Raw genomic sequence first — 13,588 nt, 5'->3', positions numbered from 1 at the left:
CCGATCCACGGATGCAATAAAAAACCCCGGCAGGAGCAACACCTGCCGGGGTTTTCATTTCAATATGTCGGCGTTTGTCAGCGGGCTTCGATCATCTCGGCCTGCTTGACGATCACCTCGGCCTGCTTGATCGAAGCGATATCGACCAGACGGCCCTTGTAAGTGGTCGCACCTTCGCCGCGCGCCTTGGCCTCTTCCATGGCTTGCAGGATTTCGCGGGCTTCCTGAACGGCCTCGGCGGATGGGGTGAACACCTCGTTGGCCAATGCGATCTGCTTGGGATGGATCGCCCATTTTCCGACCATACCCAGCGTGGCCGAACGCAGCGCCTGCGCGCGGAAGCCGTCATCGTCCGAGAAATCCCCGAACGGGCCGTCCACCGGCAGCAACCCGTGGGTGCGGCAGGCGGCGACGATGGCGGTCTGCGCCCAGTGCCATGGGTCGGACCAGTATTTCTCGCCCTCGCGGATCATGTAGTAGTTTTCCTGCGTTCCGCCGATGCCGGTGGTGGCCATGCCCATCGACGCGGCAAAGTCGGCAGCGCCAAGGCTCATGGCTTGCAGGCGCGGGCTGGCGGCGGCGATTTCCTCGACATGGGCGATACCAGCGGCGGATTCGATGATCACCTCGAAGCTGATCGGTTTGGTGCGACCCTTGGCGGCCTCGATCGAGGTCACCAGAGCATCGACCGCATAGATATCCCCGGCGCACCCGACCTTGGGGATCATGATCTGATCCAGCCGGTCGCCGGTCTGTTCCAGCAGGTCGACGACATCGCGATACCAGAACGGCGAATCCAGCCCGTTGATGCGAACCGACAGGTACTTGTTGCCCCAGTCCACGGTGTTGATCGCCTCGATGGCCTGTTTGCGGGCCATGTCCTTGTCCGTCGGGGCGACGGAATCTTCGAGGTCGATATTGATGACGTCGGCGGCGCTGCCGGCCATCTTCTCGAACAGTTTGGCATTCGAGGCCGGGCCGAACAACTGGCAACGGTTCGGACGGGCAGGAGCGGGAGGTTGCAGGCGGAAACTCATTTTGCGTGGCCTCTTTTCAAAAGTTGCACGAAAGGTCGCCTGATCGGTATATAATTGCACGTCGACCTGCAACCGGGTTTTGTGATGCAATGCAGCATGACCGGAATGCGCCCGCAGGATACTTCACGTCTAATGCGCTGAATCCATGAGATAAACCCTGCCTGCAAGCGGCCGATATAATGTCAGTACAGCATTGGCGCCGGATGCGGCGGCGCAGCATATTGCCCGATCCTGCGCTTATCAGCGCCCGATAACCTATTTCACGACGCGCAATGGGCGCAATCGCAGGTAAGCGACATTTTTTGTCGCAAAGTGAGGGGCCATTGTGGATGGTCCGTGTGACCCCATACATATGCAACGCGCATTGATCGATAACTGGGCGCTGTTCGCCGGCATCCTGATGCTGATGGTGGCCAACGGGCTGATGATGACCTTGTTGACGATCCGGGGGTCGGAGCTTGGGTTTTCATCGACAGTGGTCGGGATCATGCAGGCCGGGTATCCGGCCGGGGCCCTGATCGGTACGGTGATCGCGCCCAGAATGATCGAAGGGTCGGGCCATGTGCGGGCCTTTGCGGCCCTGGCCTCGCTGTGTTCGATCTCGGCAATCATTCACCTGTTGACCGACGACCCCTACACCTGGACGGCAATGCGGGTTCTGGCCGGGTTCTGTTTTCCGGGGCTTTACGTGATCACCGAAAGCTGGCTCAACGGAGAGGTCGAGAACCATCAGCGCGCCCAGGTCCTTTCCGTTTACTTCTTTGCGCAGTTCGGAGGGCAAGCCTTTGGCACCGCCCTGATCGGGGTGCCGGGGGCCTCGGTCACGGTGTTGTTCGGCACCGTATCGATCCTGATTTCACTGTCGATCGTGCCGCTTCTTCTGACGGCGGGTGACCCGCCGGACTATGAGGTACCCGAGCGTATGCCGATGCGCAGCCTGTTCAGGATTTCGCCCATCGCGGTGATCGGGTCGATCCTGTCCGGCGCGACGATGGGGGCGCTGTTTGCCTCGGGGCCGCTTTACGGGCTGGATCTCGGCATGACGCGTGGCCAGGCGGCGGGGATTTCGGTGGCGCTGACGCTGGCCGGAGCGGTCGCGCAGTATCCTGCCGCCTATGTCGCGGACCGGTTCGACCGGCGCGGGGCCCTGATCGGCTTGTCGGCGATCGGGTGTCTTGTGGTGGTTTACTCGTTGTTGCAATCCGGCGAGGCCGCACTGACCCTGCGGTTCGCGATCATGTCGGCGGCCTGTGTGCCGGTGTATTCGGTCTGTCTTGCCCATGCCAACGACCAGTTGCGGCGATCTCAGGTGGTGGCCGCCGGGGGCGCCATGGCGTTTTCGCTGAATCTTGGCCTGTTTTTCGGGGTGTTCTCGGGTCCGGCGATCATGGACCTGATGGGGCGGACGGGGTTGATGCTGTATCTGCTGTTGCTTTTTGGGCTGACCCTTTTGATCACGTTGCTGCGCCGGGTCCAGAGGGAAAGCCCGGAAGAGACCGGAAAGGTCGTCACCGTGGGCAGCTTTGGCCAGCCACAGACCGCCTATTGGAGCGCCGAGACCATGGTAGCCGAGGGTCAGGAGGATGATGCGGGAGAATCTTCGGAATAATCTTGATATAGTCGAAAGTTATTGCTCTCTTTGTGCAAAGAGTCGGAATTTCGGTAGAATTTAGCGCCGTTCACGTCGCAAGCTGCGTCTGAAACCGTGATTCCCCCGCTTCGAAAGGTGCTGCCATGATCGAGACCCCTTATCTGCTGTTTCTGGGCGATGCCCCCGATATGCTGGCTGCCAAGGTGGCCATCGGTATCCGCGACTGGCGCCCCGAAAACGCCGTGGGGCAATTGCGGCTGGAGGGCTGCGGCGCCGATCTGGGCCTGACCGACATGACCCTGGCCGAAGCCAGGGCCGCCGGTGCCAAGACGCTGGTGATCGGCGTGGCCAACCGGGGCGGCGTGATTTCCAAGGAATGGAAAAAGGTTCTGGTCACCGCCCTCGAGGAAGGGTTCGACCTTGCCGCCGGGTTACATAACCTGCTGCGCGACGAACCCGATCTTGTCGCCGTGGCCGAGGCCACAGGCCGCGCCCTGCATGACGTGCGCGTTCCCGAGGTGGATTACCCCATCGCCGACGGCAAGAAACGGCGCGGCAAGCGCTGCCTGCCGGTGGGAACCGACTGTTCGGTGGGCAAGATGTACACCGCCATGGCGATGGAACGCGACATGCACGAGCGCGGGATGAAGGCCACCTTCCGCGCTACCGGCCAGACCGGCATCCTGATCACCGGCGACGGCGTGCCGCTGGATGCGGTGATTGCCGATTTCATGGCCGGGTCGGTGGAGTGGCTGACCCCCGACAACGACGAGGATCACTGGGACCTGATCGAAGGTCAGGGCAGCCTGTTCCACGTTTCGTTTTCCGGCGTGACCATGGCGCTGATCCATGGCGGGCAGCCCGATGCGCTGATTCTGTGCCACGAACCCACCCGCGCCCATATGCGCGGTCTGCCGGAATACACCCTGCCGTCGCTCGAAGATCTGCGCGACACCGCCCTGCCGCTGGCCCGCATCGCCAACCCGGCCTGCGTGGTGGCGGGCGTTTCGGTGAACACCCAGCACATGAGCGAAGACGAGGCCCGCGCCTATCTGGCCGAGGTCGAAGAGCGCATGGACCTGCCCGCGACCGATCCGTACCGCTTTGGCGCGGCCAGGCTGGTGGACGCGCTGGACGCCCTGTGATCTGATCGCAGCACCCGGAGGCGTCCGGTGGATGCCTCCGGCGGGGATATTTGGAGCAAGAAGAAGGGTGGGAGCGTGGAAATTTCAGTGGCCCGCGATGTGTTCCGGCTGGCGCAGGTTTTTACCATCAGCCGTGGCTCGCGCAGCGAAGCACAGGTGCTGACCGTGCGGATCAGCGACGGTGACGTGACCGGCTGGGGCGAATGCGTGCCCTATGCCCGGTATGAGGAAACGCTGGACAGCGTGACCGCCCAGATTGAAAGCCTGCCCGCCCGGTTCAACCGGACCGAATTGCAGGGGCTGCTGCCCGCCGGGGCCGCGCGCAACGCTGTGGATTGCGCCCTGTGGGATATCGAGGCGAAACGCGCGGGCAAGCGCGTGTGGGAACTGGCCGGGCTGCCCGCCCCGACCCCTGAAATCACCGCCTATACCCTGTCGCTGGACACGCCTGAAAAGATGCGCGAACAGGCCGCCCGAAACGCGCACCGTCCGCTGCTCAAGATCAAGCTGGGCACGCCCGACGACATGCCCCGCGTCGAAGCCGTGCGCGCGGGCGCGCCGGATGCGCGCATCATCGTGGACGCCAACGAGGGCTGGAGCGCCGATGTCTATGCCGATCTGGCCCCGCATCTGGTGCGCCTTGGCGTCAGCCTTGTCGAACAACCCCTGCCCGCAGGCGATGACGAGGCCCTGCGCGGGATCGAGCGCCCTCTGCCCGTCTGCGCCGACGAGGCCTGCCATGACCGCGACAGCCTGCCGGGGCTGAAGGGCAAGTATGACGTGATCAACATCAAGCTCGACAAGACCGGCGGCCTGACCGAGGCGCTGGCGCTGCGCGAGGCCGCGCTGGCGCAGGGCTACAAGGTGATGGTCGGCTGCATGGTGGGCAGTTCGCTGGCGATGGCGCCGGCGGTGCTGGTGGCGCAGGGCGCGATGGTGACAGACCTTGACGGCCCGCTTTTATTGGCCGAAGACCGCGAGAACGCTTTGACATTCGACGAGGCCGGGGTGCATCCGCCGACGGCCGATCTTTGGGGATAACGCCATGCGCACTGTTTACGTGAACGGAACCTACCTGCCGGAAACCGAAGCCACGGTTTCGATCTTTGACCGGGCCTTTCTGATGGCCGACGGGGTCTATGAAGTGACCAGCGTTCTGGGCGGCAAACTCATTGATTTCGAAGGACATCTGGCGCGGCTCGAACGTTCGCTGAGCGAGTTGGACATCAGGAAGCCCGCAGTGTTCGACGATCTGCTGGAGATTCATCGCGAACTGGTGAAGGTCAACGGGATCGAGGACGGTCTGGTGTATCTCCAGATGACGCGGGGCAGTGACGGGGACCGGGATTTCGCCTTTCCCGATCCCGAGACGACCGAGCCGACCGTGGTGCTGTTCACCCAGTCGAAACCCGGCCTCGCCAACAGCCCGCAGGCCGAAAAAGGGTTGAAAATCATTAGCATAGACGACATTCGCTGGGGCCGTCGCGACATCAAGACAGTGCAGCTTCTGTATCCCTCGATGGGCAAGATGATGGCCAAGAGGGCGGGGTGCGACGATGCCTGGCTGGTCGAGGACGGGCATGTGACCGAAGGCACCAGCAACAACGCCTATATCGTCAAGGGCGGCAAGATCATCACCCGTCAGCTGAGCAACGATATCCTGCACGGCATCACCCGCGCCGCCGTTCTGCGGTTCGCGAAAGAGGCGCAAATGACTGTGGAAGAACGGTTTTTCACCGTCGACGAGGCAAAACAGGCCGACGAGGCATTCGTCACCTCGGCCAGCGCCTTCGTCATGCCGGTGGTGGAAATCGACGGGCAAAGCGTGGGTGACGGCACGCCGGGGCCGGTCGCGAAACGACTGCGCGAAATCTATCTGGAAGAGAGCCTGAAAGCGGCGATCTGAGACAGCCCGCGTTTCGTACGTTTTGTACGACGTGTACGCGGGTTTTGTACGAAAATCGGGGGGTATGCGGAAATTTGCGTCCATCGTGGACGCATCGCCGCGCGGCGCGACCGGTTTTCCCGCTGTTAACCCGCTGCGGGCAGGCTGACCGGGTCATGCCAAAGGAGCGCCGATGTTCATACGGGTCAACAGCCGCAAACTGCGCAAAAACCGGGGCGCCTATCTGGATCACGTCATGGCGACCACCTGACGATCACCCGCCACGGGCGCGAACAGGTGGCGCTGATCCCGGCGGCAGACCTGCACCGGCTGGAAGAGGTGGAACCCGAGACATCGGGCGAGGCCGACGGATGACGGTGATCACGAGACAGAAACCGGAGGCCGCCGCGCAGTGCCATGCGGACCGGGAGAGGCGGCGACCGGGCACGTATCGAACCCATGCTCCGGTTTGCAACGATGATTGAGAGCCTGAATGGAGTCGAAGGGCTGTTTGAAACCGATTGTGTTGAAAAAGTCGGTGTGCTGCGAAGAAGTAGCAAATCTGCCGAACATCCTCCCGCGAAAGCTCCGTCGCTCAAACACAGTTTGCCCAAGGGCGACATGCGGGAACGCTGTTCCAAAATTTTGAGGCGATTTTCAGGTTGCAGAGTTTTTCAACAGAATCAGCCCAGATTGATGGATGCTGCAGGGCGCGCGAACGACCGCTCTGAAGAGGCCGCCGTTTCAAATGACGCCACAAACTGTGATAATGGGCATCGCACCAATTGATTGCAGGGAGAAATTCGAGCGATGGCAAAGTTTGCGAACCACGACGAGTACATCGAAGCAGCGCCGGAGCAATTTCATGATCTTCTTGTGCAGTTGCGTGCCCGATTGGCAGAAGCTCTTCCAGACGCTGACGAAGTGATCATGTACGACATGCCTGGGTTCGGTTTTGGAAAGGACGTTGTTGCCGGATACGCCGCCTTCAGCAATCAATGCGGTCTCTATGTAAGCAAAGGGGCCATAGCAGCCCACGCCGACGAGATCGCTGCTGCTGGACTTAAAGCGACTAAGACTGGTGTTACATTTTCGGCGAAGAAGCCCATCCCTGATGACTTGATTTCAAAGCTGGCTCTTGCATCTCGCGAGGAGTTGGGCGTTTAGCCCTCCCAACATACAAGATCGGTCTTTGGCCGGATCGTCACCAACGGCAGCTTTGTCCCACGGTGCCCCGCTCAGGCAAGCCGCGGCGAAGGTCGGGCGCGAGCCCATACTTCCAATTGCTGCGCGAAGTACGAATGGCCGCTATGGCCAATCAATCCAATTGGCACCGAACGGTGTGATTTCAGCTTGTTAACCGGACTCCCGGAAAATGCCCCCCGTTCATTCGGATGCGGCGTGGGTCATGGAAACGAAGTTTACTCAATTTCTGAGGTCGGGTGGGAGCGGCGGTTACGTGTTGTCGAGGGGCACGCGTGGGATGCTCGCGCGCCCGCTATCGCGCAAAGCAGATATCCCCGGCCTTGCCGCTTTGCAGCAGAGGTTTGCCACCAATCTGGACTTTGCGGATCAGATCAACGTTGACCTCCTGCTGCGATTCACGCGCGACGGATTTGAAGCCCCTCTTTCCTTCGGCGACTTGGCGGATGTTTCCGGCGACAAAAACGCTGCGATGCAGGCGTGGTCGGAACGGCTGGAAACGATCTGGGCTGACCATGGCGAGCGGCCAAGTCGCTTCAACTCCGTCCGTCGTGCGATGGAAGAAAACCTGATCACGTCATTCTCCGGGCTGATCAATGAACGCAGGCAACGCGCCCTTGGAATTGATCAGTATATCTGGCGGTCCCGTGATGACGACAAAGTGCGCCACAAACATGCAGAGCATGACGACAAGGTCTTTGATTGGGACAATCCGCCCGAAACCGGCCATCCCGGACAAGCCTATAACTGCCGGTGTTTTGCCGAACCATACCTCCTTGATGAACCGGATTGTGAGCCTGATTTCGTCGCGGCTCAGGGGCGGGCCGATCAGGGAACAGGGCGGACCTTGGGAAGATCACCTCGAGCGATTGGGCGGGCTGGGAGAGCGTACACCTGACAACTTCAAGACCTTCGACTTCTGGGACGGCGATGCAGGCATTGCGACCAGCGCAAAGACGATAGACACGCGTGCACCGGGATATGTGGACCGACCGAGCCGTCTCTATGGTGCTTTGAAGCGTTACATCGACCAAATTGACAGCTTCGAATACGACAACAAGAAGGGCATCGAAATCAACGCGGACGACATCACCCTCAAACGCCTAGAACTCGCCGTGCCCGACGGCACCACCCCGGAACAGTTTACCCAAATTCAACGGGCGATAGACTACGCTGAGAGTTTGGGGATCGACGTAAATGTAAGGCAAATCCAATGAGAAAAGTGCTTACTTTCGAAGAACAAAGAGCGAAAGCTCTCGCAGAGGCGGCTGAGCGGAAAAAACGCGCCAAGCCTCCCAAAGAGCGTAAAAGTGCCTATGTCACGGGCTATCGCAAATTTACGGAAATCGCCTCCCAAGCGGTTTATGGGGCCTCGTATCCAGACCCCAAGGGATACCATCAATATTTGTTGCCAGACCTAACGGCTCTGGAGATCGGCGGTCACGCGCGGGCCGCCCTCTTGGCCAGCCGGTTCATTACGCCAGAACATCCAGAGTGGGATGACGTCATCCGTTTTCCAACAAAGGAAGAATTCAAAGCGTGGGAAGAGGCAGACAAGGCGCGCGCTGGTGTCAAGACGCTGAAAGCGCTGTTTAACGGTGCGGGCCATGTTTCGTTGAAATTGCGGGACGGCAAAATCGCAATCAAGCCAACGCGCTATCGCGGACATGGTCACTGGGAGGGCATTCGCGGCCATGAAGATACGGTCTTGCCGGAAGACGTGTCGGACGAAGCGTTTGGCAAGGCCATTCTGGAGGCGCTGGAGGTGAGCCGATCGGCGTAGGTCTTCAATGGAAATGCGCCAGTTAAAGCAGACCTTGGAGCAGGTGCAGCGAAGTCACACTTTGTTCCGCATATCAGCCATCGGCACCATGCCCGGCTGTTGTCTGGATTGTGCCCGCAGAGGTTTTTCCCACTTGCGCGAAACAGCGCCGAAGGCGCCGCGCATCGCCGGGCCGCCTGCACGGGCTGGCGATTGGGTGAGGATGGTGCGCCGCTTTGATCTCTTTCGGATTTGGCAGGCATAAACCGCAAAGAATGGCCGTTTGATCGCCATCCCGCGGCCCGACGATGCGCGGCTTGCCTGATGACCACGTCACTACCCCAGCAGGTACAGCCCGCCATAGAGCGTGGATGCGCCGAGGAAAATCGCCAGCAGCATGTTGCGCGTCACGATGCCCGCGATGATCGTGACCAGCGCCGCCGCCATGCGCGGCGCATCCGGCACGCCGCCCGTCGCCTCGGGCCAGACCACCAGCGGGGCCACCAGCCCCGGCAGAACCGCCACCGCCGTATAGCGCAGGTGCCGCAGAATCCACGGCGGCAGGGGCCGGTCCCCGATCAGCCCGAGAAAGGCAAAGCGCAGCGTGAAACTGCCCAGCCCCAGCAGGATCATCACCAGCCACAATTCGCCCTTGTCGATCATGATCCGCTCCTTTCTGCCCGGCGGCTGTCGATCAGTTCCACCTGCGCCCCGGCCATCATGCCCAACAGCCCCGCCACCAGCAGGCCCAGGTTATAGGGCAGGAAGGCAAAGATCAGCGCCGTCGCCACCGAAACGAACCCCGCCGCCACATGGGCACGGGTGCGCATCATCGGCCCGATCAGCGCCAGGAACATGATCGGAATCGCGAAATCCAGCGCGAAACTTTCGGGAATCGCCTGCCCCACCACCGCGCCGACACCGGTGAACAGGTACCACGGCGGACAGACCGGCGCGGCGACGCCGAAGAAATAGATCAGCCGCTGCTTCACCGTCCATTCGCGCCGCGCGTCGAATTTCAGGATCGAACAGGCATAGGTCTGATCGACGATGAAATAGGCCGCCCAAGCGCGCTGCGCCAATGTCGCCTTGCCCAGGTAAGGCACCAGAGAGGCCGAATACATCGCCATCCGCAGATTGACCGCCAGCGACGAAATCAGCACGATCAGAGTCGGCGCGTCGTTGCGCATCAGCTCGATCGCCGTGAACTGCGCCGCGCCCGCGATCACCAGAAACGAAAATGTCACCGCTTCGAACACGTTCAGGCCCGCTTCGGCAGCGACGACTCCGAACAGGGTTGAAAACGGGACCATCACCAGAATGAACGGCGCACTGTCCCGAACACCCTGAAAGAAGATGGATTTCGAACTTTCCGTCGGCACGGCATCGTCCTAGATTGGTTGCAATGCCAACGGCCTAGACCGAACCCGCAGGAGATGCAATTGGCCACCACCGACGATCTGTCCGGCTACATCATCGCGCCCGATCCGAACGCCCCGCGCCTGACCCGCGCGGTGGACGGCGTCGATCACGAGGGCCGCCCCGCGCATATTTCCGTGGTCGAGGAACGCCCGCTGACCATTTTCCTCAATGGGCAGGAAATCGTCACCGCCATGACCATCGGCGATTACCCGGAATACCTGGCGCTCGGCTTCCTGCGCAATCAGGGCATGCTGCGCGCCGATGAAACCGTGCATCGCGTGGAGTATGACGACGACCTCGAAACCGTCGTCGTGCGCACCGACGGGCAAACGACGTATGAGGAAAAGCTCAGGAAAAAGACCCGCACCAGCGGCTGCGCCGTGGGCACGGTGTTCGGCGACATGATGGAGGGGCTGGAGCAGGTCACGCTGCCCGATACGCAGGTCAGAACCTCGGACCTCTACGCGCTGGCCGCCACCATCAACCGCACGCCGTCGCTCTATCTTCAGGCCGGGGCGATTCATGGCACGGTGCTGTGCGCGGGTGACCGCCCGCTGGTCTATATGGAGGACGTGGGCCGCCACAACGCCGTCGACAAGATCGCCGGATGGATGTTCTCCGAAGGCGTCGCGCCGGGTGACAAGCTGCTTTACACCACCGGGCGGCTGACCTCGGAAATGGTGATCAAGACGGCGCTGATGGGCATCCCCGTTCTGGCCTCGCGCTCGGGGTTCACCGCATGGGGCGTGGAAATCGCGCGGCAGGTGGGCCTGACCCTGATCGGCCGGATGCGCGGCAGGCGTTTCGTCTGCCTGTCCGGCGAAGAGCGTCTCTTGCGCGATGCCGACCCGTCCGGCATCCCCGACGAGGACAGCAAACACCGCCGCAAGGGCGCCCCGACATGAGCCGACCGCTTGGCGTGATCCTGGCCGGGGGGCAGGCGACCCGCATGGGCGGGGGCGACAAGGGGCTGCTGCCGCTTGGCGACGGCACGATCCTGTCCCATGTGATCGACCGGCTCGCGCCGCAGGTGGCGGGGCTTGCGCTCAACGCCAATGGCGACCCGGCGCGCTTTGACGCCTGCAATCTGCCCGTCCTGCCCGACAGCATCGCCGATTTCCCCGGCCCTCTGGCCGGTGTCCTCGCCGGGCTCGACTGGGCCGCCGTGCAGGGCGCCGGGACCATCGTCACCGTCGCCGCCGACACGCCGTTTTTCCCCCGCGATCTGGTCGCGCGCCTGCTCGAGGTGGCGCAGGACATGACCCACCCGCTGGTTCTGGCCGCCACCCCGCGCCCGGACAACGAACGCACCAGATCGCTCAGCCGCTCGGGCCTGATTCGTCACCCCACCTTCGGCCTCTGGCCGGTGGCCCTGCGCGACGATCTGCGCGCCGCGCTGAACGACGGGCTGCGCAAGGTGGTGCTGTGGACCGAAAAACACGATGGCCGCGAGGCCCTGTTCGACGATCCCGGCGACCCTTTCTTCAACGTCAACACCCCCGAAGACCTGCAACAGGCGCGGGCCATGCGAAAGGACAGCGCATGAACGTCTACGGCGTCGTCGGCTGGAAGAACGCCGGCAAGACCGGGCTGATGGAACGCCTCGTGACCGAGATCACCGGGCGCGGAGTCAGCGTATCCACCGTGAAACACGCCCATCACAGCTTTGACGTGGACCGCCCCGGCAAGGACAGCCACCGCCACCGCGTCGCCGGCGCAACCGAGGTGTTGCTGGCCTCGCGCAACCGTTTCGCGCTGATGCATGAATTGCGCGACGATGCCGAACCGGCGCTGAGCGCGCTGTTGCAGAAACTCGCCCCCGTCGATCTGGTGCTGATCGAAGGCTACAAGCGCGACAGCCACCCCAAGATCGAGGCCCACCGCGCCGTCACCGGCAATCCGCTGATCGCGCCCGGCGATCCCACCGTGCGCGCCGTGGCCAGCGATACGCCGCTCGATCTGGACCGCCCCGTGTTCGACCTGAACGACACCGCGGCGATTGCCGATTTCATCCTGTCCGAGGTCGGGCTGTGACCCGGTTCGACCGCGTTGCCTTGCCCGCTTGCCCCGGCCCGCGCTGCGCGCCATGCTGGACATAACCGCACCTGAGGAGGGCTGGATTATGGGCCTTGGTCCCGAGGATACGCCGAACCGCGCCGCAGGCGCTGACCGCCTGCAACCTCCGCCCCTGCGCGACGATTGTTTTGCCCTGCCCGCCGGGGTGGACTGGACCCCGGTGGACGACGCGCTGGCGCTGTTGCGCGACCGGCTGCACCCGGTGGTGGGCCATGAGGTCCTGCCGCTCATGCAGGCGCAGGGCCGCGTTCTGGCCGAAGACGTGATCGCGCGCCGCTCCAACCCGCCGCAGCCCAACACGGCGGTCGACGGCTATGGCTTCGCCCATGCTACGCTGCCGCCGGGCGATCCGGTGCTGCCGCTGGTGCAGGGGCGCGCCGCCGCCGGGGGGCCCTTCGACGGGGCCGTGCCGCCGGGCCACGCCATCCGGGTGCTGACCGGCGCGGCGCTGCCCGATGGGGTCGATACCGTCATCCTTCAGGAAGACGTGACCGCCTCGGAGACCGAAATCGCCTTTCGCTCCGGCATCAGGCCGGGCGCCAACACCCGCAACGCGGGCGAAGACGTGGCGGAGGGCGACACGATCCTGAGCACGGGCCGCACCCTGACCCCTGCCGATCTGGCGCTGGTCTCGGCCACCGGCCTGTCGGACCTGCCCGTGCATCACCGCCTGCGCGTCGCCGTGATCTCGACCGGCGATGAACTGGTCGAGCCGGGCACCCCCGCCGCGCCGGGCCAGATATTCGACGCCAACCGCCCGATGCTTCTGGCGCTGGCGCGGCAATTCGGGTTCGACACGCTCGATCTGGGCCGCATTCCCGACGACCGCACGGCCCTGCGCGCGGCGTTCGATCGCGGGGCGCAACAGGCCGACCTGATCCTGACCTCCGGCGGCGCCTCCGCGGGCGACGAGGATCACGTTTCGGCTTTGCTGAACGAAACCGGCGCAATGGCCGAATGGCGCATCGCCGTCAAACCGGGCCGCCCGCTGGCCCTGGGGATGTGGGCCGGAACCCCGGTCTTCGGCCTGCCCGGCAACCCGGTGGCGGCGCTGGTCTGTACGCTGATCTTCGCCCGCCCCGCCATGGCCCGCCTTGCCGGGGCGGGCTGGCACCGCCCGCAGGGCTTCACCCTTCCCGCCGCCTTCACCAAGACCAAGAAACCGGGACGGCGCGAATACCTGCGCGCGCGCATCCGCGACGGCCGCGCCGAGGCGTTCAAATCCGAAGGCTCCGGGCGCATCAGCGGCCTCAGCTGGGCCGACGGCCTGATCGAACTGCCCGACGGCCCGCTGGAGATCACCCCCGGCACCCCGGTCACCTTCCTGCCCTTCACCAGCTTCCTGTAAAAAGTCGGGCTTTTCTTCTTGCCGGAAGTATCCCGAAACCTGTCACATAGTTTTATCATCCCACCCGTGCTGCCCTTCGCTGCACGATGCGGGAACAGCGGCTGTGCGGGATGGGGTGG

18 protein-coding genes are annotated in these 13,588 nt (G+C 63.1%); 14 read left to right on the top strand and 4 right to left on the bottom strand.

What is annotated here, in order from left to right:
* Nucleotides 1-77: 77 nt before the first annotated feature.
* The gene (locus BUB53_RS07915) at nt 78-1,037 is read right to left on the bottom strand and encodes an L-malyl-CoA/beta-methylmalyl-CoA lyase (protein WP_073034176.1); all 960 of its coding nucleotides are present in this window, start codon (nt 1,035-1,037) and stop codon (nt 78-80) included.
* Between the two features lie 364 nt (nt 1,038-1,401).
* On the opposite strand from BUB53_RS07915, the gene BUB53_RS07910 reads away from it, so the two are divergent.
* From BUB53_RS07910 to BUB53_RS07870, 10 genes are all read left to right on the top strand, one after another.
* Nucleotides 1,402-2,646: an MFS transporter gene (locus tag BUB53_RS07910; RefSeq protein WP_229709506.1), complete on the top strand. Its 1,245-nt coding sequence runs from the start codon at nt 1,402-1,404 to the stop codon at nt 2,644-2,646.
* Nucleotides 2,647-2,771: 125 nt separating this feature from the next.
* On the top strand, nt 2,772-3,773 hold the full coding sequence (gene dgcN, locus BUB53_RS07905; RefSeq protein ID WP_073034174.1) for an N-acetyltransferase DgcN: 1,002 nt from the start codon (nt 2,772-2,774) through the stop codon (nt 3,771-3,773).
* A 75-nt stretch (nt 3,774-3,848) separates the two neighbouring features.
* Complete coding sequence (gene dgcA, locus BUB53_RS07900) at nt 3,849-4,814, top strand: N-acetyl-D-Glu racemase DgcA (protein ID WP_073034346.1); 966 nt, start codon at nt 3,849-3,851, stop codon at nt 4,812-4,814.
* A gap of 4 nt (nt 4,815-4,818) precedes the next feature.
* Nucleotides 4,819-5,679, top strand: a complete 861-nt coding sequence (locus tag BUB53_RS07895) for a D-amino-acid transaminase (protein ID WP_073034173.1) — start codon at nt 4,819-4,821, stop codon at nt 5,677-5,679.
* Nucleotides 5,680-5,823: 144 nt separating this feature from the next.
* Nucleotides 5,824-6,033, top strand: a complete 210-nt coding sequence (locus BUB53_RS23495; RefSeq protein ID WP_084729035.1) for a type II toxin-antitoxin system prevent-host-death family antitoxin — start codon at nt 5,824-5,826, stop codon at nt 6,031-6,033.
* A gap of 102 nt (nt 6,034-6,135) precedes the next feature.
* Entirely contained in the window at nt 6,136-6,447 is a 312-nt protein-coding gene (locus tag BUB53_RS22435) for a hypothetical protein (RefSeq protein WP_143163163.1), read from the top strand.
* 21 nt (nt 6,448-6,468) lie between these two features.
* A complete protein-coding gene (locus BUB53_RS07885) occupies nt 6,469-6,825 on the top strand; it encodes an iron chaperone (RefSeq protein ID WP_073034172.1) in 357 nt (118 codons plus the stop codon).
* A 316-nt stretch (nt 6,826-7,141) separates the two neighbouring features.
* Complete coding sequence (locus BUB53_RS07880; RefSeq protein WP_159437776.1) at nt 7,142-7,759, top strand: phage minor head protein; 618 nt, start codon at nt 7,142-7,144, stop codon at nt 7,757-7,759.
* Entirely contained in the window at nt 7,731-8,078 is a 348-nt protein-coding gene (locus BUB53_RS07875; RefSeq protein WP_073034170.1) for an endonuclease toxin domain-containing protein, read from the top strand. The genes BUB53_RS07880 and BUB53_RS07875 overlap by 29 nt, the downstream gene beginning before the upstream one ends.
* Nucleotides 8,075-8,644: a contact-dependent growth inhibition system immunity protein gene (locus BUB53_RS07870; protein WP_073034169.1), complete on the top strand. Its 570-nt coding sequence runs from the start codon at nt 8,075-8,077 to the stop codon at nt 8,642-8,644. The genes BUB53_RS07875 and BUB53_RS07870 overlap by 4 nt, the downstream gene beginning before the upstream one ends.
* 54 nt (nt 8,645-8,698) lie before the next feature.
* Here BUB53_RS07870 and BUB53_RS07865 read toward each other — a convergent pair whose 3' ends face one another.
* Genes BUB53_RS07865 through BUB53_RS07855 form a run of 3 tightly spaced genes read right to left on the bottom strand, consistent with a single transcriptional unit; the run spans nt 8,699 to nt 10,005 of the window.
* A complete protein-coding gene (locus tag BUB53_RS07865) occupies nt 8,699-8,917 on the bottom strand; it encodes a hypothetical protein (protein WP_073034168.1) in 219 nt (72 codons plus the stop codon).
* Nucleotides 8,918-8,959: 42 nt separating this feature from the next.
* Nucleotides 8,960-9,286 (bottom strand): AzlD domain-containing protein, encoded by a 327-nt coding sequence (locus tag BUB53_RS07860; RefSeq protein ID WP_073034167.1) that lies wholly within the window; start codon nt 9,284-9,286, stop codon nt 8,960-8,962.
* Nucleotides 9,283-10,005, bottom strand: coding sequence for an AzlC family ABC transporter permease (locus tag BUB53_RS07855; protein ID WP_073034166.1), 723 nt, complete (start codon nt 10,003-10,005; stop codon nt 9,283-9,285). Before BUB53_RS07855 ends, BUB53_RS07860 begins: the two co-directional genes overlap by 4 nt.
* Before the next feature lie 54 nt (nt 10,006-10,059).
* Here BUB53_RS07855 and fdhD point away from each other — a divergent pair, with 54 nt between their 5' ends.
* The 4 genes from fdhD (at nt 10,060) to BUB53_RS07835 (ending at nt 13,469) form a co-directional block, all read left to right on the top strand.
* Nucleotides 10,060-10,950, top strand: a complete 891-nt coding sequence (gene fdhD / locus BUB53_RS07850) for a formate dehydrogenase accessory sulfurtransferase FdhD (RefSeq protein ID WP_073034165.1) — start codon at nt 10,060-10,062, stop codon at nt 10,948-10,950.
* A complete protein-coding gene (gene mobA / locus BUB53_RS07845; RefSeq protein ID WP_073034164.1) occupies nt 10,947-11,591 on the top strand; it encodes a molybdenum cofactor guanylyltransferase MobA in 645 nt (214 codons plus the stop codon). The genes fdhD and mobA overlap by 4 nt, the downstream gene beginning before the upstream one ends.
* Entirely contained in the window at nt 11,588-12,079 is a 492-nt protein-coding gene (gene mobB / locus BUB53_RS07840; RefSeq protein ID WP_073034163.1) for a molybdopterin-guanine dinucleotide biosynthesis protein B, read from the top strand. Before mobA ends, mobB begins: the two co-directional genes overlap by 4 nt.
* Before the next feature lie 88 nt (nt 12,080-12,167).
* Nucleotides 12,168-13,469, top strand: coding sequence for a molybdopterin-binding protein (locus BUB53_RS07835; RefSeq protein WP_073034162.1), 1,302 nt, complete (start codon nt 12,168-12,170; stop codon nt 13,467-13,469).
* Nucleotides 13,470-13,588 lie beyond the last annotated feature (119 nt).

The sequence above is a fragment of the Roseovarius pacificus genome (assembly GCF_900142665.1).
Lineage (GTDB): Bacteria > Pseudomonadota > Alphaproteobacteria > Rhodobacterales > Rhodobacteraceae > Roseovarius > Roseovarius pacificus.
Note: the sequence above shows the minus strand (reverse complement) of the source record. Positions and strands in the feature narration are given on the sequence as shown.